The 14,802-nt window shown below is 73.1% G+C and carries 21 protein-coding genes, 2 tRNA genes and 1 riboswitch; of the genes, 14 read left to right on the top strand and 9 right to left on the bottom strand.

From position 1 onward, the window contains the following. The first annotated feature begins 112 nt into the window (after nt 1-112). A complete protein-coding gene (locus tag JOE43_RS13775) occupies nt 113-1,072 on the top strand; it encodes an NAD(P)-dependent oxidoreductase (RefSeq protein WP_209518481.1) in 960 nt (319 codons plus the stop codon). Here the strand turns inward: JOE43_RS13775 and JOE43_RS13770 are convergent. Together JOE43_RS13770 and JOE43_RS13765 are read right to left on the bottom strand one after the other, a co-directional pair. Continuing rightward, complete coding sequence (locus JOE43_RS13770) at nt 1,059-1,451, bottom strand: type II toxin-antitoxin system death-on-curing family toxin (protein ID WP_209518479.1); 393 nt, start codon at nt 1,449-1,451, stop codon at nt 1,059-1,061. The two genes, JOE43_RS13775 and JOE43_RS13770, sit on opposite strands and share 14 nt — an antisense overlap. Next, the gene (locus tag JOE43_RS13765; protein WP_185233190.1) at nt 1,448-1,651 is read right to left on the bottom strand and encodes a ribbon-helix-helix protein, CopG family; all 204 of its coding nucleotides are present in this window, start codon (nt 1,649-1,651) and stop codon (nt 1,448-1,450) included. Before JOE43_RS13765 ends, JOE43_RS13770 begins: the two co-directional genes overlap by 4 nt. Nucleotides 1,652-1,719: 68 nt before the next feature. After that, a riboswitch (TPP riboswitch) is annotated at nt 1,720-1,830 on the top strand. Here JOE43_RS13765 and JOE43_RS13760 point away from each other — a divergent pair. The 4 genes from JOE43_RS13760 (at nt 1,822) to JOE43_RS13745 (ending at nt 5,365) form a co-directional block, all read left to right on the top strand. After that, nucleotides 1,822-2,478, top strand: a complete 657-nt coding sequence (locus JOE43_RS13760) for an ECF transporter S component (protein WP_056056482.1) — start codon at nt 1,822-1,824, stop codon at nt 2,476-2,478. (Overlaps the previous riboswitch by 9 nt.) 19 nt (nt 2,479-2,497) lie before the next feature. Next, nucleotides 2,498-3,976 (top strand): ABC transporter ATP-binding protein, encoded by a 1,479-nt coding sequence (locus tag JOE43_RS13755; RefSeq protein WP_209518477.1) that lies wholly within the window; start codon nt 2,498-2,500, stop codon nt 3,974-3,976. Further along, on the top strand, nt 3,973-4,767 hold the full coding sequence (locus tag JOE43_RS13750) for an energy-coupling factor transporter transmembrane protein EcfT (protein WP_209518474.1): 795 nt from the start codon (nt 3,973-3,975) through the stop codon (nt 4,765-4,767). Before JOE43_RS13755 ends, JOE43_RS13750 begins: the two co-directional genes overlap by 4 nt. Beyond that, nucleotides 4,760-5,365, top strand: a complete 606-nt coding sequence (locus JOE43_RS13745; protein ID WP_245187160.1) for a hypothetical protein — start codon at nt 4,760-4,762, stop codon at nt 5,363-5,365. The genes JOE43_RS13750 and JOE43_RS13745 overlap by 8 nt, the downstream gene beginning before the upstream one ends. Nucleotides 5,366-5,422: 57 nt before the next feature. On the opposite strand, the gene JOE43_RS13740 is transcribed toward JOE43_RS13745, so the two are convergent. The 4 genes from JOE43_RS13740 to orn all read right to left on the bottom strand — a co-directional run bounded on the left by JOE43_RS13740 (nt 5,423) and on the right by orn (nt 7,041). Beyond that, on the bottom strand, nt 5,423-5,740 hold the full coding sequence (locus tag JOE43_RS13740) for a metallopeptidase family protein (RefSeq protein WP_209519252.1): 318 nt from the start codon (nt 5,738-5,740) through the stop codon (nt 5,423-5,425). A 94-nt stretch (nt 5,741-5,834) separates the two neighbouring features. Beyond that, a complete protein-coding gene (locus JOE43_RS13735; RefSeq protein WP_209518472.1) occupies nt 5,835-6,110 on the bottom strand; it encodes a hypothetical protein in 276 nt (91 codons plus the stop codon). A gap of 194 nt (nt 6,111-6,304) precedes the next feature. Continuing rightward, nucleotides 6,305-6,380: transfer RNA gene (locus JOE43_RS13730), tRNA-His, on the bottom strand. A 40-nt stretch (nt 6,381-6,420) separates the two neighbouring features. After that, entirely contained in the window at nt 6,421-7,041 is a 621-nt protein-coding gene (gene orn, locus JOE43_RS13725; RefSeq protein WP_167259688.1) for an oligoribonuclease, read from the bottom strand. A 103-nt stretch (nt 7,042-7,144) separates the two neighbouring features. Here orn and JOE43_RS13720 point away from each other — a divergent pair, with 103 nt between their 5' ends. The 3 genes from JOE43_RS13720 to JOE43_RS13710 all read left to right on the top strand — a co-directional run bounded on the left by JOE43_RS13720 (nt 7,145) and on the right by JOE43_RS13710 (nt 7,865). Further along, complete coding sequence (locus JOE43_RS13720; RefSeq protein WP_209518470.1) at nt 7,145-7,441, top strand: oligoribonuclease; 297 nt, start codon at nt 7,145-7,147, stop codon at nt 7,439-7,441. A 65-nt stretch (nt 7,442-7,506) separates the two neighbouring features. Beyond that, on the top strand, nt 7,507-7,767 hold the full coding sequence (locus JOE43_RS13715) for a thioredoxin family protein (RefSeq protein WP_209518469.1): 261 nt from the start codon (nt 7,507-7,509) through the stop codon (nt 7,765-7,767). A 25-nt stretch (nt 7,768-7,792) separates the two neighbouring features. Further along, a tRNA-Arg gene (locus JOE43_RS13710) sits at nt 7,793-7,865 on the top strand. 58 nt (nt 7,866-7,923) lie between these two features. On the opposite strand, the gene JOE43_RS13705 is transcribed toward JOE43_RS13710, so the two are convergent. The 3 genes from JOE43_RS13705 to JOE43_RS13695 form a co-directional block, all read right to left on the bottom strand. Next, nucleotides 7,924-8,790 carry a hypothetical protein gene (locus JOE43_RS13705; RefSeq protein WP_209518467.1) on the bottom strand — a complete coding sequence of 289 codons (867 nt, stop codon included), beginning with the start codon at nt 8,788-8,790 and terminating at the stop codon, nt 7,924-7,926. Nucleotides 8,791-8,850: 60 nt separating this feature from the next. After that, a complete protein-coding gene (locus tag JOE43_RS13700; protein WP_209518464.1) occupies nt 8,851-9,141 on the bottom strand; it encodes a hypothetical protein in 291 nt (96 codons plus the stop codon). 198 nt (nt 9,142-9,339) lie between these two features. Next, nucleotides 9,340-10,359 carry an aldo/keto reductase gene (locus JOE43_RS13695; protein WP_209518462.1) on the bottom strand — a complete coding sequence of 340 codons (1,020 nt, stop codon included), beginning with the start codon at nt 10,357-10,359 and terminating at the stop codon, nt 9,340-9,342. A 96-nt stretch (nt 10,360-10,455) separates the two neighbouring features. On the opposite strand from JOE43_RS13695, the gene msrA reads away from it, so the two are divergent. The 6 genes from msrA (at nt 10,456) to JOE43_RS13665 (ending at nt 14,802) form a co-directional block, all read left to right on the top strand. Next, entirely contained in the window at nt 10,456-10,983 is a 528-nt protein-coding gene (gene msrA / locus JOE43_RS13690) for a peptide-methionine (S)-S-oxide reductase MsrA (protein ID WP_209518460.1), read from the top strand. Nucleotides 10,984-11,032: 49 nt separating this feature from the next. After that, the gene (locus JOE43_RS13685) at nt 11,033-11,263 is read left to right on the top strand and encodes a methyltransferase (protein ID WP_245187159.1); all 231 of its coding nucleotides are present in this window, start codon (nt 11,033-11,035) and stop codon (nt 11,261-11,263) included. A 113-nt stretch (nt 11,264-11,376) separates the two neighbouring features. After that, a complete protein-coding gene (locus JOE43_RS13680; protein ID WP_209518458.1) occupies nt 11,377-11,967 on the top strand; it encodes a single-stranded DNA-binding protein in 591 nt (196 codons plus the stop codon). A gap of 110 nt (nt 11,968-12,077) precedes the next feature. Continuing rightward, nucleotides 12,078-12,542 (top strand): hypothetical protein, encoded by a 465-nt coding sequence (locus JOE43_RS13675; protein ID WP_307803381.1) that lies wholly within the window; start codon nt 12,078-12,080, stop codon nt 12,540-12,542. Nucleotides 12,543-12,641: 99 nt separating this feature from the next. Next, nucleotides 12,642-14,327, top strand: coding sequence for an energy-dependent translational throttle protein EttA (gene ettA, locus JOE43_RS13670; RefSeq protein ID WP_056056470.1), 1,686 nt, complete (start codon nt 12,642-12,644; stop codon nt 14,325-14,327). A gap of 1 nt (nt 14,328) precedes the next feature. Next, nucleotides 14,329-14,802 carry a thioesterase family protein gene (locus JOE43_RS13665; RefSeq protein WP_209518456.1) on the top strand — a complete coding sequence of 158 codons (474 nt, stop codon included), beginning with the start codon at nt 14,329-14,331 and terminating at the stop codon, nt 14,800-14,802.

The following is a 14,802-nucleotide window of genomic DNA, read 5'->3' as shown; positions in this document are numbered from 1 at the left end:
CCGGCGGGTAGCGTCGGGGCATGACGCCCGCACCGCTGCCGACGTCGGCAGCCACCGCCTCCCGCACGCCCGCACCGCGCCTCCTCGGTGCCCCCTCCGGGGCGGCTCGCTCGTGAGGGTCGTGGTGATCGGGGCGACCGGCCACGTGGGCGGGTTCCTCGTGCCGCGCCTCGTGCTCGCCGGCCACGACGTCGTCGCGGTGAGCCGCGGGGAGTCCGCCCCCTACCGCGAGCACCCGGCCTGGCGACAGGTCGAGCGCGTGCAGCTCGACCGCGACGCGGGCGACGCCGACGGGTCGTTCGGCCGTCGCGTCGCCGAGCTCCGGGCCGACGTCGTCGTCGACATGATCTGCTTCACCCCCGCCTCGGCCCTCTCCCTCGTCGAGGCCCTGCGGGGCACGGGCGCGGTGCTCGTGCACTGCGGCACCATCTGGGTGCACGGACCGTCGGAGGAGGTGCCCGTCACCGAGGAGGCGCGGCGCACGCCGTTCGGCGAGTACGGCACGCAGAAGGCCGAGATCGAGCGCCTGCTGCTCGCCGAGTCGCGACGCCCCGGCGGCGTGCCCAGCACGGTGCTGCACCCCGGCCACATCACCGGGCCGGGCTGGCCGATGATCAACCCGGTGGGCAACCTCGACCTCGACGTGTGGGAGGCGCTCGCGACGGGCCGCGAGGTCGTCATGCCGGGCCTCGGCCTCGAGACCGTGCACCACGTGCACGCCGACGACGTGGCCCAGGCGTTCCAGCGGGCCGTCGAGCGCCCGGCCCAGGCGGTCGGCGAGTCGTTCCACGTCGTCAGCGAGCGGGCGGTCACGCTGCGCGGCCTCGCCCAGCAGGTCGCCAGGGCCTTCGGGCAGGAGGCGCGGCTCGAGTTCGCGACGTTCGACGAGTTCCGCGCACAGCGCGACCCGGCCTCGGCCGACGCCTCGTGGGAGCACCTCTCGCGCAGCCACTCGATGAGCATCGACAAGGCGCGGCGCCTGCTCGGCTACGCGCCGCGCTGGACGACCGTCGAGGCGGTGCTCGAGGGGCTCGAGTGGCTGCGGGCCGACGGGCAGCTCACCCTCGCCTGACCCGGCGCGGTGCAGTGTGCTGGACGAGGCACTCGGCGATCGTCTCGACGTCGTCGAGCACGCCCTCGGCGATCTGCACGATGAAGTCGTAGGCGCCGTCCTCGGTCATCGTCAGTCGACGACCGTTGAGGCCGAGGAAGGCGATCAGGCCGGCGAGCCCCAGCCTCTTGTTCCCGTCCACCAATCCGTGGTTGTTGACGAGCGAGTGCACGAGAGCCGCGGCCTTCTCCTCCAGGGTCGGGTAGGCGTCCGCGCCGAGCACGGAGGCCCGCGGCCTCGCGAGGGCCGACTCGAGCAGGCCGGCGTCGCGCACGACGACGTCGGGAGCGACAGCGCGCCGTGCGACGTGCAGCAGCTCGCCGTAGGTCAGGTGGATCACTCGCCGAGTCGGCGGAGAGCCTCGGCGTAGCGAGGGAGCTCGTCGTCGAGGACGTCGTCCAGGAGGTCGGCGCGGCTGTGGGAGTCGACGTACTCCCTCACGGCCTGGCGTGCGACGTCCTGCATGGACCGGGACTCCAGTGCCGCGCGTCGGCGGAGCGCGTCGGCCTCGTGGTCGTCGAGTCGGAGGGTCATGGGCATGCAGTCGACGGTATCTGCTGTGATACCAGATGGCAACGAGCAGACGCCCTCGCCTGGGCTATGCTCGGCGGCACACACACGGGAGTCCGGTGATCCGGGCTGAGAGGAAGCGATCCACGCTTCGACCGTCGAACCTGATCTGGATCATGCCAGCGCAGGGAGGAGAGAACATGTCTGTTTCCGTGTCCGCGAACGAGTCGTCCTCGAGTCGCGACGAACGTCCTGCCGCCACCTCGCCGAGGAAGCCGTCGCGCCGCTGGCGCGTCGTCGACATCGTCGTCGCGAGCGTCATCGGCGTCGCCTGCGGCGTCGTCTTCTGGGCCTGGGGCCTCGCCTGGACCCCGCTCGACAGTGCCCTGTCGTTCCTGCCCGGGCTCTCGGGCCTCCTCGCCGGCGGCTGGTTGTTCGCCGGCGTGCTCGGCGGGCTCGTCATCCGCAAGCCCGGCGCCGCGATCTACACCGAGGTCATGGCCGCCGTCGTCTCGATGCTGATCGGCACGCAGTGGGGCTTCTCGACGCTGATCTGGGGCGTGCTGCAGGGCCTCGGGGCCGAGCTGGTGCTCGCGGCCTTCCTGTACACGACCTGGCGCCTCCACGTGGCCCTGCTCGCCGGAGCCGGCGCGGGCGTCGTCGTCGCGCTGCTCGACACCTCGTTCTCGTCGATCGCCGCCACCGCGATCGAGTACAAGGTCGTCTACGGCGTCAGCGCCGTCGTCTCGGGCGTGCTGCTCGCCGGCCTGCTCTCGTGGCTCGCGGCGCGGGGCCTCGCTCGCACCGGCGCCCTCAGCCGCTTCGCCTCGGGCCGCTCGGCCGAGGCCCGCGTCTGAGCCGGCCGCTCCCGACGACGTGACGACCGCCTCCGGGGCCCGGGTCGACGCCCGCGGCTGGGGGTGGCGCCACGCCGGTCGGCTGCGCCCGGCCGTCGCCGGGCTCGACCTCGTCGTCGAGCCCGGGGAGCGCGTGCTGCTGCTCGGGGCCTCCGGCGCCGGCAAGTCGACGCTGCTCGCGGGCCTCGCCGGCGTGCTCGGCGGCGACGAGGAGGGCGACGCGACCGGCGAGCTGCTGGTCGACGGCCGCCCGCCGGCCGAGCAGCGCGGGCGGGTGGGCCTCGTGCTGCAGGACCCCGACTCGCAGGTCGTGCTCGCCCGCGTCGGCGACGACGTCGCCTTCGGCTGCGAGAACGTCGGCGTGCCCCGCGACGAGACCTGGCGTCGCGTCGACGAGGCCCTCGACGCGGTCGGGCTCGACCTGCCGCGGTCGTGGCCGACCGCCCAGCTGAGCGGCGGCCAGAAGCAGCGCCTCGCGCTCGCCGGGGCCCTCGCGATGCAGCCCGGCCTCGTGCTGCTCGACGAGCCGACGGCGAACCTCGACCCCGAGGGGGTGGTCGAGGTGCGCGACGCCGTGGCCCGCGTCGTCGAGGCGACGGGCGCGACCCTCGTCGTCGTCGAGCACCGCGTCTCGGTCTGGCTGCCGGTCGTCGACCGGGTCGTCGTGCTCGCCGCGGGGGGCGGCGTGCTGGCCGACGGACGGCCCGACGACGTGCTCGGGCGCGAGCGCGTCCGGCTGACGGAGGCGGGGGTGTGGGTGCCGGGGGGCGCGCCCGCCCTGCCCGACCGGCACCGCGCCTCCTCGTCCGGGCCCCTGCTCGAGGCCTCGGGCCTCGCCGTGGGGCGACGGGGGGCCCGCGGGCCCGCCGTGGGCACCGGCGTCGACCTCGTCGTCGACGACGCGCGCGCCCTGGTGCTGACCGGGCCGAACGGCGCGGGCAAGTCGACCCTCGCGCTGACCCTCGCGGGGCTGCTGGCCCCGGCGGGCGGGTCGCTCCGGGCGACCGAGCTGCTCGCCGCCGGCGCCGGGCCGTCGCCCGCCCGGTGGCGCTCGCGGCAGCTGCTGTCGCGGGTCGGCACGGTCTTCCAGGACCCTGAGCACCAGTTCCTCACCGCGACCGTCCGCCGTGAGCTGGCGGTGGGGCCGGAGGCGCTGGGCGAGTCGGCCGCGGAGGTCGCCTCCCGGGTCGACGAGCTCCTGGCCCGCCTGCGCCTCGACCACCTCGCCGGCGCCAACCCGTTCACGCTCTCGGGCGGCGAGAAGCGGCGGCTCTCGGTCGCGACCGTCCTCGCGTCGCGGCCGCGCCTCCTCGTGCTCGACGAGCCGACCTTCGGGCAGGACGCCCGCACCTGGCGTGAGCTCGTCGCGCTGCTCGCCGAGCTCGTCGACGAGGGGCGCTCGCTGGTGGCCGTGACGCACGACGCGGAGTTCGTCGCCGCCCTCGCCGACGACGTCGTCGCCCTCGAGCGGCCCGTCGGGCGCGAGGCCGTCGCGTGAGCCTGCTCGCGGCCGTCGAGACCGACCGGCTCGTCGGCCGGCTGAACCCGGTGGCCAAGCTGCTCGCCGCTCTCGTCGTGTCGCTCGTGCTGCTGCTCTCGATCGACGCGGTCTCGGCCGGGGTCGCCCTCGCGCTCGAGCTGCTGCTGCTGCCGTGGGCGGGGCTCTCGGCGCGGCAGCTGCTGCGTCGCACCGCCCCGCTGTGGATCGCCGCGCCGACGTCGGTGCTCGTCACCGCCCTCTACGGCCGCGACGAGGGGGCCGTGCTGCTGCAGGTCTGGTGGGTCAGCGTGACCGACGGGTCGCTCTCGCTGGCCCTCGCCATCGGCCTGCGCATCCTCGCGGTGGGGGTGCCGGGCATCGTCCTGCTCGCGACCACCGACCCCACCGACCTCGCCGACGGCCTCGCGCAGGTGCTGCACCTGCCCGCGCGGTTCGTGCTCGGCGGCCTCGCCGGCCTCCGGCTCGCCGGGCTGTTCGCCGACGACTGGCGGCAGCTGGCCCTCGCGCGGCGGGCGCGCGGCGTCGCGGACGGCCGGGGCCCCGTCGCGGCGGCGCGTCGCTTCGGCGGGCAGGCCTTCTCGCTGCTGGTGCTGTCGGTGCGTCGCGGCAGCAAGCTGGCGACGGCGATGGAGGCCAAGGGCTTCGGCTCCGACGCCGAGCGCACCTGGGCCCGCCCGTCGCGCGTCGCGGGGCGCGACCTCGTGCTCGTCGCGATCGGCGTGCTCATCGCGGCGGCGGCGGTCGCCGCGGCCGTCGTGGCCGGCACGTGGGAGTTCGTCCTTGCCTGAGGAGTGGTCGGCGGTCGTCGACGACGCCCTGGTGGGCGCCTTGCTGCGGAGGGCCGAGGAGTCGCGGGTGGGCGCCGACCGCGTGGTGCTGCTCGTCGACGGCCGCTCGGGCTCGGGCAAGACGACGCTCGCGCGTCGCCTGGTCGCGGCGTGGCCCGGTGCCCTCGGGCCGGTCCAGCTGGTGCACCTCGACGACGTCTACCCCGGCTGGCACGGCCTCGCGGCGGCCTCCCGGGTCGTGGAGCAGTCGCTGCTCGTCGGGCGCGAGCCGGGCTGGACCAGGTGGGACTGGGACGCCGACGTGCCGGGGGAGCGGCGGACGCTCGACCCGGCCGTCTCGGTGGTGGTGGAGGGCGCCGGGTCGCTGACCCGCGCCTCCTCGGGGCTCGCGACCCTGTCGGTGTGGCTGGAGCTCGACGCGGGGGAGCGGCGACGCCGGGCGCTGGCCCGCGACGGTGCCGCGTACGAGCCGTGGTGGGAGGTCTGGGCGGAGCAGGAGGAGGCGCACCTCGCGGCCGAGGGGCCTCGCTCGCTCGCCGACCTGGTCGTCCGGGTGCCCGTGGCGTCGGTGCCGTCGTCGCCGTCTCCGTCGAGGTGACCCGTCCTGGGCCCTCGCAGCGCGTCAGGGCCCAGATCGAGGCACGCGGAGGTGCCGCTAGGCCCAGCCGAGCTGGTGCAGCTGGTCGTCGTCGATGCCGTAGAAGTGGGCGATCTCGTGCACGAGCGTGACGTGGATCTCGTCGCGCAGCTCGTCGACGTGGTCGACGGCGGCGAGGTGGGGCTCGCGGTAGAGAACGATGCGGTCGGGCAGCTCGCCGAAGCCGTAGCTGCCGCGCTCGGTGAGCGCGACGCCGTCGTAGAGGCCGAGGAGGTCGAGGGAGCCGTCCTCCGGGCGGTCCTCGGTGACGAAGACGACGTTGTCGAGGCCGTCGACCATGTCGTCGGGCAGGAGGTCGAGCTCGGCGACGACCATGTCGTCGAACTGCTCGGCGCTCACCTCGGACGGGTCGATGCCGGCTGCTCGGTCGTCGCTCACCCGCTCAGGCTCCCACACCCCGCCTGAGCCCTCAGTCGACCGCCATCGGGTCGGCAGGGCGACTCGCGGCGCGCTGTACCCGCATGCGGTGGACGACCTGCCGGGCCCCCTTGCCGATGCCCCACACGATGAGGACGACACCTGCGGGAGGGGAGATGACGGTCATGCTCGTGCTCCGGCCGTCCCACCCCCAGTGGCTGTACGCCAGGAAGGCCCCGACCCCGAGCGCGATGAGCGCCACCCCGGCGATGACGAGCCCCCACCATGACGCCGGCGCCTCGCGCCCAACGCCCTGTGCGACTTTCACCCCGTAGTTGTACCGCCCCCGCCCCGTCCGCGCCCATCCGACACCGACGTTCACCGACCCGCGGACCCAGCGACCCATCGTGACCGACCCGCTCACCCAGCCATCGACGACGTCTCAGATGCGCTCGCGCATCTGAGACCGAACAAGCACGGAACCCAAAAAAGGCCCTGCCGAGTAGGGCAGGGCCTTTCCTTTGGGGTGAGTAACGGGGCTTGAACCCGCGGCCTCCTAGACCACAACCAGGCGCTCTACCAGCTGAGCTATACCCACCATGTGCGGCCGCCGGAGCGATCGCAACGAGAAGACTCTACTACAGCCGGGAGGCCCATTCGTCCACGACGGCCTTGGAGATCGCCTGGACGTCTTCGGTGGTGGGCCCGGGGTCGGCGACGAAGCCGGCACGGCGGTAGTACTCGAGCTCGCGGATGGACTCGAGGATGTCGGCGAGGGCGCGGTGGCCGCCGTGCTTCTGCGGGGCGTTGAAGTAGACGCGGGGGAACCAGCGGCGGGCGAGCTCCTTGATGGAGGAGACGTCGACGCTGCGGTAGTGCAGGTGACCGTCGACCCGCGGCATGTACTTGGCGAGGAAGGCGCGGTCGGTGCCGATGGTGTTGCCGGCGAGGGGGGCATGCTGCTCGGTGGGGACGTACTTGAGGATGTACTCGAGCACCTCGTACTCGGCCTCGGCGAGGCTGACGCCGCCGGGGATCTCCTCCAGCAGGCCGGAGGAGGTGTGCATGTCGGTGACGAACTCGTTCATGTTGTCGAGCGCCGACTGGTCGGGCTTGATCACGATCGTGAAGCCGGGGTGCACGGGCGTGAGGTCGAAGTCGGTGACGACGACGGCCACCTCGACCAGCTCGTCGACCGCGATGTCGAGCCCGGTCATCTCGCAGTCGATCCAGACCAGCCGGTCGTTCGTGGAAGCCATGCCGTCACTCTAGCGTCGGGGGCCGACACGCTCGGGCTCGCGGCCGCCTCGGAGACGCGACCTACCTGGGCGCGCGGTCCGCGCCTCCTGGTAGAACGGGGGCATGACAGACAGCAAGCCCACCGTGGCTGAGGGATCCGAGTACGTCGTCTTCTTCGAGGGCGGACCGAGCGACGGCCGGACCGACACCCGCACCAGCTTCAACGGTTCGTACGAGGACGAGATCGTCGACTACGTGCTCGTCGAGGGCATCGAGACCGGCTTCGTGTACAAGGTGCGCGAGGCGAAGATGAACGGCGAGCAGCTGCAGGTGCACTACACGCTCGACGAGGCCGACAGCGACCCGGTCGACGCCCTCGAGAACCGCGGCGACCGCACCGACGAGTTCGGCACGTTCTGACGCCACGGCAGGTGGACGAGGAGGCGCGGGGAACATCTCCCCGCGCCTCCTCGTTGTACGGGGGCATGAAGGTCGAGCTGTACACGTCCGCGTTCTGCGGCCCCTGCCACGCGGCCCGCGCCGTCGTGGCCGAGGCCTCGGCCCTGGTGCCGCTGCTCGAGGTGGACGAGGCCGACGTCGTCGCCCGTCCTGACGAGGCGGAGGCCCGCGACGTCCGGAGCACGCCGACGATCATCGTGCTCGACCAGGCCGGCAGCGAGGTGTTCCGGGCCGCCGGGGTGCCGCGGCTCGACCAGCTGCTCGGCGCGCTCGCCCTGGCCGTCTGAGCGGGCACGGTATCGTGGGGCCCACGCCCTCGTAGCTCAGCGGATAGAGCAGGAGCCTTCTAATCTCTTGGTCGCAGGTTCGATCCCTGCCGAGGGCACCGTGAACGGTTGCCCTGCCGAGGGCACCGTGAACAGTTGCCCTGCCGAGGGCGCCCCCTACGCGTCGGGCGTCGTCCGGTCGCGGACCTGCGTGGCGCTAACCGGGTCGCCGTAGCGGTCGGTGTCGTCGTCTCCGTCGTCGGACGAGTCACGTTGAGCGGGCATCGCCTCCGTGGAGGCCGGCTCGCGCGGCCGCACGGGCTCGTGACGGGCCGGCGACGTCGGGCGGAAGGCCGCGTGCTCGTCGGTCAGCGGCGTGGGCGCCGTCGGCGTCCGTCGCTCCGGCACGAACGGCGTGACCTCGACGGGCTCGCCGGCCCGACGTGCGGGGCCGGAGGAGCCCGCGTTCGAGGCCGGTGCCGCCTTCTGAGCGTCGCGCTCCGCCTTCCAGTCTCGCTGACGCTGTTCGGCCTCGGTCGCCTGCTCGGCGTCCTCGTAGCGCCACCGCTCCAGATCGGCCCGGAAGAGCTTCTTCGCCCGTGAGGGGCGGCTCTGCCAGTCGAGCAGGCGGTCGCGGAACTCCGCCAGCGACTGCTCGGGCTGGTGGCTGTAGCTGGCCGAGTCGCGCTTGATCTCGCCGAGCTGGTGCTCGGCCCACGAGGCGGCGAGGCCCGAGCCGGTCACGGGGAGGAGGCGCAGACGGACCTCCGCCTCCTGGGCGAGGTGGTCCGTGAAGGTGCGCTCCTCGGCCCCGAGCGAGCTCCAGGTCGCCGCCTTGCGCGACGCCGCGACGATGCCGGCGATCGCCGAGGCCTTCGCCTCGTCGTCGTGCAGGCGGACGACGCGCCGCAGGGCGGCCCTCCCGATCAGGGCGGCGACGACACCGGCGACGAGGATCGCCACGAACGGCACCACCGCCTCGGAGACGACGCGCCACCCGTCGTCGCTCTGGACCCACCGGACGAGACTGTTCCACCACTGCATGCGCGAACTCTACAGCCGAGGTCGAAGGTTGCCGGGGCCCCGTCACGGGCGAGCCGCGGCTCAGGCGAACCGGAAGCAGTCGGTCGCGTCGCTGCGGCTCCAGAAGTCGCCGATCTCGACGAAGCGCCGCTGCCGGGCCAGGAACCTCTTCGCCCGCCACCGGTCGCCCTGCGGGTCGTCGTGCCTCTCGACGTAGCCGAGCACCTCGCCCGAGGCCGTCGTGACCCGGGAGAGGTCGTCTCGCACCTGGACGAGGCGCAGGCCGCCCCGCGACTCGGCGAGCGGGAGGTGCTGCGTCGCAGGACGCGTCGCCGGGGGCGTGAGGAGGGTGGTCGCGGAGGTGCTGGTCATGAGGTGCTCCTGAGGTCATCCGGCCGATGCTGTCGAGAACACGGCTGACGCTACGAGCTGCCACCGACATCGACTCGACCCGGAGGTGGGAGCCCGACGACGGCGCCCGAGACGGGAGGAGGGGCGGACCCGATCGGGCCCGCCCCTCCTCCGACGACGAGCGCGGACGACGAGCCCGTCAGGCCGCCGTCCGCTCCGTCAGCGACCCGTGCCGTCGACGGCGAACGGCTCGATGGCCGCGACCTCGTCGTCGGTCAGCTCGGCCCCGTGCAGGGCGTCGAGGCTGTCGTCGAGCTGGGCGACCGACGACGCACCGATCAGGGCGCTCGTGACCGCGGGCTGACGGAGCACCCAGGTCAGCGCGAGCTGGGCGAGCGACTGGCCCCGCGCCTCCGCGATGTCGTTCAGGCCCCGGACTCGCTCGAGGTAGGTCTCGCTCAGGTCGTCCTCGGTGAACCAGCGGCCCTCGGCCGCCCGCGACCCCGCCGGGGCCTTGCCCGAGAGGTAGCGGTTGGTGAGGAGGCCGCCGGCGAGCGGCGAGAACACGATCGAGCCCACGCCGTTGTCGAGCAGCGTCTCGAAGAGCCCCTGCTCGGGCTTCCGGTCGAACATGTTGTAGCGCGGCTGGTGGATCAGCAGGGGCACGCCCTCGTCGGCGAGGGCGTCGATCGCCGCCTGCGTCTGCTCGGGGCCGTAGTTCGAGATGCCGGCGTAGAGCGCCTTGCCCTGGTGCACGGCGGTCGCGAGGGCCCCCATCGTCTCCTCGATCGGCGTCTCGGGGTCGGGGCGGTGCGAGTAGAAGACGTCGACGTAGTCGAGGCCCGTGCGCTCCAGGCTGGCCTCGAGCGAGTTCAGCAGGTACTTGCGCGAGCCGCCGTCGCCGTAGGGGCCGGGGCGCATGTCGTAGCCGGCCTTCGACGAGACGACGAGCTCGTCGCGGTAGGGCACGAGGTTCGCCGCCACGATGCGGCCGAACTGCTCCTCGGCCGACCCGTAGGGCGGGCCGTAGTTGTTGGCCAGGTCGAAGTGGGTGACGCCGCGGTCGAACGCGCGGAGGACGATGTCGCGCTGCGTCTCGAGGGCACGGTCGGTGCCGAAGTTGTTCCAGAGCCCGAGCGAGATGCGGGGCAGCTTGAGCCCGCTGCGACCGGTGCGGACGTAGTCCAGCTTCGAGTACCGCTCGTCGTCGGCGACGTAGGGGGTGAAGGGAGATCTCATGACCTCACCCTAGGGCCGGGCCCCGCCGCCGGGCCCGAGCGATCGGGGGACGACGCCCCCTGGTCGATCGCGGGTCGGCGGAGTACGGTGCGCCCCATGACGACGTTCGTCCTGGCCGGTGGCTGCTTCTGGTGCCTCGACGCGGTGTACCGCGCGCTGGACGGGGTCACGGAGGTCGTCTCCGGCTACACGGGCGGCTCGTCGCCCGACCCCACGTACGACGAGGTCGTGACGGGCTCGACGGGGCACGCGGAGGCCGTCCGCGTCAGCTTCGACCCCGCCGTGCTGCCGGCCGACGTGGTGCTCGACGTGTTCTCCACGGTGCACGACCCCCGGCAGCTCGACCGCCAGGGGGCCGACGTCGGCTCGCAGTACCGGTCGGCGACGTTCGCGGCCGACGACGCCCAGCGCGAGCTGTTCGAGCGTGCCCGAGAGCGGGCCGACGAGACCTGGGGCGGCGGGGTCGTCACGACGATCGAGCCCCTCGGCCGCTTCTGGCCCGCCGAGGAGGAGCACCAGGACTTCGCGGAGAAGAACCCCGGCCAGGGGTACTGCGTGGCGGTCGCGCGGCCGAAGGTCATCGCCGTCCGTCGCGCCTACGCCCGGTACGCCCTGGCGACCTGACCCGCCCCGCACGCCGTGCGGGGCGCCACCGAGAGAAGGGTGCTCGACGATGAGCGACCACATGACCACCGACCGTGTCGAGCTGACCGGGCAGTCCTGGCTGGCCCTCGGGCCCGCCGGAGCCGTCGGCTCCGTCCACCGCACGAGCCACGGCTTCACCGTGCGCCTCGCGGGCCGCGACGAGTTCAGCGGGGAGTACCCGACGCTCGCCGTCGCCAAGAGCGCGCTGTTCGCGTCGCTCGGGCCGGGCGCGGAGTACCCGGACTTCCGCGAGCACTAGCCAGCGGGGAGCCCCGTCCGGCCGTCCCTCCCCGGGGCGGCCCGGGCCCGCGTCGTCCCCAGGGAGGCGCGGGCCCGGCCGCGGGGCACGCGCGCGCTGGCGAGACTCCCGGCATGACAGACACCATCACCCTCACCGGCATCGTCGCCACCGACCCCCGCCTCGTCACGACCGAGGCCGGGCTCGACATCACGAGCTTCCGCCTCGCGTGCACGCAGCGCCGTTTCGACCGGGCCCGCGACGCCTGGGTCGACGGCGACACGAACTGGTACACCGTCACGGCCTTCCGGGCGCTCGCCGCCAACGTGGGCGCCTCCGTCCACAAGGGCGAGCGGCTCGTCGTCACGGGCCGCCTCCGCATCCGCGCCTGGGAGACGAGCGACAAGTCGGGCACCACCGTTGAGGTCGACGCCGACGCGGTCGGCCACGACCTGCGGTGGGGACGGTCCGCCTGGAGCAGGGTCGTCGCCGCCGCGACGCCCGCGGGAGGCGCGGTGGGCGACGCGCCCACGCCCGCCGACCCCGAGGCGGTCACCGACGCCGCCGCGGCCCCGGGCTGGGCGTCCGCCGCCGCCGCGCGCCCCGACGAGTCGTCGGCCGGCGGGGGCGCCGACGGCGAGGTCGGGCCCCTCGTCCCGGCCGGGATCGGAGCAGGTGCGAGCACGTCGGGCCCCGCCGAGGGCGGCGACGAGCCGCCCTTCTAGCGCCGGCCGAGGGCGACCCCGCACGGGGCCGCCTCCGGCCCGAGCCACCGGCGACCGCTACGATCGGTCGAGCCCGACCCGGCCAGGGTCACCGGCCAGAAAGGTGCCCCGTGAGCCGATCGCGATCCGTCGCCCTCCGACTGGCTGCCGTGACCCTCCTGGCGGCGGCCCTCACCGGCTGCACCATGGAGGCGCCGGCCCCCGCGCCGACGGCGTCGGCCGCCGCGTCCGCCGAGCCCTCCGCCGACCCGACGATCACCCCCGACTCGACGAGCGACGAGGCCTACGCGTACTTCGACCTCGTCGCTCGCGGGCACGTCGACGCCGGTGGCCCGAAGGACGGCCGCGCGATGGTCGACACCCTCGTGGCGGCAGGCTTCGACAAGGCGGCGATGGAGGTCACCTCCGACTCCACCTCCATCGGCCGGGCCGCCGACTCGGTGCAGTTCTCCGTGCTCTGGGGCAGCGACTGCCTCATCGGCCAGACGAGCGGCGCGGGCTACAGCAGCCAGCTCGCCCCGGTGCTCGGCAACGGCAGCTGCCTCGTCGGCACCACCCGCGCCATCGACTGGTGACGACCCGCGCCTCCGTCCCCTGGCCCCCACGGGGCCGACCCTCGAACTCCTCCCATCCCGCCCCCGGCGCCTCACCGCTCGACCCATAGACTGGACACCATGGCCGAATACATTTACTCGATGGTCCGTGCCCGCAAGGCGGTCGGCGACAAGCTGATCCTCGACGACGTCACGATGTCCTTCATCCCGGGCGCCAAGATCGGCGTCGTCGGCCCCAACGGAGCCGGCAAGTCGACGATCCTCAAGATCATGGCGGGGCTCGACACCCCCAGCAACGGCGAGGCCAAGCTCTCGCCCGGCTACACCGTCGGCATCCTCATGCAGGAGCCCGAGCTCGACGAGACGAAGACCGTGCTCGAGAACGTGCAGGAGGGCGTCGGCCCGATCAAGCAGAAGCTCGACCGGTTCAACGAGGTCTCGGCCGCCATGGCGGAGCCCGACGCCGACTTCGACGCCCTGCTCGCCGAGATGGGCTCCCTCCAGGAGGACATCGACGCCGCCGACGCGTGGGATCTCGACTCCCAGCTCGAGCAGGCCATGTCGGCCCTCCGCACGCCCCCGGGCGACGCCGAGGTCGCGAACCTCTCCGGCGGTGAGAAGCGCCGCGTCGCCCTCTGCAAGCTCCTGCTGCAGAAGCCCGACCTCCTCCTCCTCGACGAGCCCACCAACCACCTCGACGCCGAGAGCGTGCTCTGGCTCGAGCAGCACCTCAGCAAGTACCCCGGCGCCGTGCTCGCCGTGACCCACGACCGGTACTTCCTCGACCACGTCGCCGAGTGGATCGCCGAGGTCGACCGCGGTCGCCTCTACCCCTACGAGGGCAACTACTCGACGTACCTCGAGAAGAAGGGCGAGCGCCTCCAGGTCCAGGGCAAGAAGGACGCCAAGCTGGCCAAGCGCCTCGCGTCGGAGCTCGAGTGGGTGCGCAGCAACGCCAAGGGCCGCCAGGCGAAGTCCAAGGCCCGTCTCGCCCGCTACGAGGAGATGGCGAGCGAGGCCGAGCGCACGAGGGTCCTCGACTTCGAGGAGATCGTGATCCCCGTCGGGCCGCGCCTCGGCTCGCAGGTCATCGACGCGAAGAAGCTGCACAAGCAGTTCGGCGAGCGCGTGCTGATCGACGACCTCACCTTCACGCTGCCCCGCAACGGCATCGTCGGCGTCATCGGCCCGAACGGCGTCGGCAAGACGACCCTGTTCAAGACGATCGTCGGCCTCGAGCCGCTCGACGGCGGCGACCTGCGCGTCGGCGAGACGGTCGACATCTCGTACGTCGACCAGAGCCGCGGCGGCATCGACCCGAACAAGAACCTCTGGGAGGTCGTCTCCGAGGGGCACGACTACATCCAGGTCGGCAAGACGGAGATCCCCTCGCGGGCCTACGTCTCGCAGTTCGGCTTCAAGGGCCCCGACCAGCAGAAGAAGGCCGGCGTCCTCTCCGGCGGTGAGCGCAACCGGCTGAACCTGGCCCTCACCCTGAAGCAGGGCGGCAACCTGCTGCTGCTCGACGAGCCCACCAACGACCTCGACGTCGAGACGCTCGGCAGCCTCGAGAACGCCCTGCTCGAGTTCCCCGGCTGCGCCGTGGTCATCACCCACGACCGGTGGTTCCTCGACCGGATCGCCACGCACATCCTCGCGTGGGAGGGCCTGAACGACGACGGCACTCCCAACTGGTACTGGTTCGAGGGCAACTTCGAGTCGTACGAGGAGAACAAGATCGAGCGTCTCGGCGCCGACGCGGCGAAGCCCAGCTCCGCCACGTACCGCAAGCTGACGCGCGACTGAGATGACCCGCCTGCACGTGCCGACCCGGGTCCGGTGGAGCGACCTCGACGGGTACCGGCACGTGAACAACGCGTCGATGCTGCGCCTCCTGGAGGAGGCGCGCATCGACGCGTTCTGGTCTCCCGACGGCACCATCGACGAGCTGTCGAGCGCCGCCGTGCTCGACGGCCGGCCCGACGCGGCGACGATGACGCTCATCGCCCGCCAGGAGCTCGAGTACCTCGTGCCGATCCCGTACCTGCGGCCGCCGCTCGACGTCCAGCTCTGGGTCGGCCGGCTCGGGGGCGCCAGCCTCGAGGTCTGCTACGAGGTCTGGTCGCCCGTCGGCGTCGAGCCGGCTCAGCTCTTCACGCGCGCGGCGACCACCATCGTGCTCGTCGACTCGGCGACGAACCGGCCGCGGCGCATCTCCGACGTCGAGCGGGAGGCCTGGTCGCCGTACCTCGAAGAGCCCCTGAGCTTCCGGCGGCGCTGA

Origin of the sequence: Frigoribacterium sp. PvP121, from assembly GCF_017833115.1 — a bacterium.
Taxonomy (GTDB): Bacteria; Actinomycetota; Actinomycetes; order Actinomycetales; family Microbacteriaceae; genus Frigoribacterium; species Frigoribacterium endophyticum.
The sequence above is the reverse complement of the archived record's forward strand: the minus strand, read 5'-3'. Positions and strand labels throughout refer to the sequence as shown.

Bases quoted from the DNA above. Each gene is read 5' to 3' on its own strand.
- JOE43_RS13765 (WP_185233190.1), bottom strand. From the start codon at position 1,651: ATGCCCATGACCCTCCGACTCGACGACCACGAGGCCGACGCGCTCCGC.
- JOE43_RS13760 (WP_056056482.1), top strand. From the start codon at position 1,822: ATGTCTGTTTCCGTGTCCGCGAACGAGTCGTCCTCGAGTCGCGACGAA.
- JOE43_RS13740 (WP_209519252.1), bottom strand. From the start codon at position 5,740: ATGGTCGTCGCCGAGCTCGACCTCCTGCCCGACGACATGGTCGACGGC.
- orn (WP_167259688.1), bottom strand. From the start codon at position 7,041: ATGGCTTCCACGAACGACCGGCTGGTCTGGATCGACTGCGAGATGACC.
- JOE43_RS13720 (WP_209518470.1), top strand. From the start codon at position 7,145: ATGACAGACAGCAAGCCCACCGTGGCTGAGGGATCCGAGTACGTCGTC.
- JOE43_RS13715 (WP_209518469.1), top strand. From the start codon at position 7,507: ATGAAGGTCGAGCTGTACACGTCCGCGTTCTGCGGCCCCTGCCACGCG.
- JOE43_RS13705 (WP_209518467.1), bottom strand. From the start codon at position 8,790: ATGCAGTGGTGGAACAGTCTCGTCCGGTGGGTCCAGAGCGACGACGGG.
- JOE43_RS13700 (WP_209518464.1), bottom strand. From the start codon at position 9,141: ATGACCAGCACCTCCGCGACCACCCTCCTCACGCCCCCGGCGACGCGT.
- JOE43_RS13695 (WP_209518462.1), bottom strand. From the start codon at position 10,359: ATGAGATCTCCCTTCACCCCCTACGTCGCCGACGACGAGCGGTACTCG.
- msrA (WP_209518460.1), top strand. From the start codon at position 10,456: ATGACGACGTTCGTCCTGGCCGGTGGCTGCTTCTGGTGCCTCGACGCG.
- JOE43_RS13685 (WP_245187159.1), top strand. From the start codon at position 11,033: ATGAGCGACCACATGACCACCGACCGTGTCGAGCTGACCGGGCAGTCC.
- JOE43_RS13680 (WP_209518458.1), top strand. From the start codon at position 11,377: ATGACAGACACCATCACCCTCACCGGCATCGTCGCCACCGACCCCCGC.
- ettA (WP_056056470.1), top strand. From the start codon at position 12,642: ATGGCCGAATACATTTACTCGATGGTCCGTGCCCGCAAGGCGGTCGGC.
- JOE43_RS13665 (WP_209518456.1), top strand. From the start codon at position 14,329: ATGACCCGCCTGCACGTGCCGACCCGGGTCCGGTGGAGCGACCTCGAC.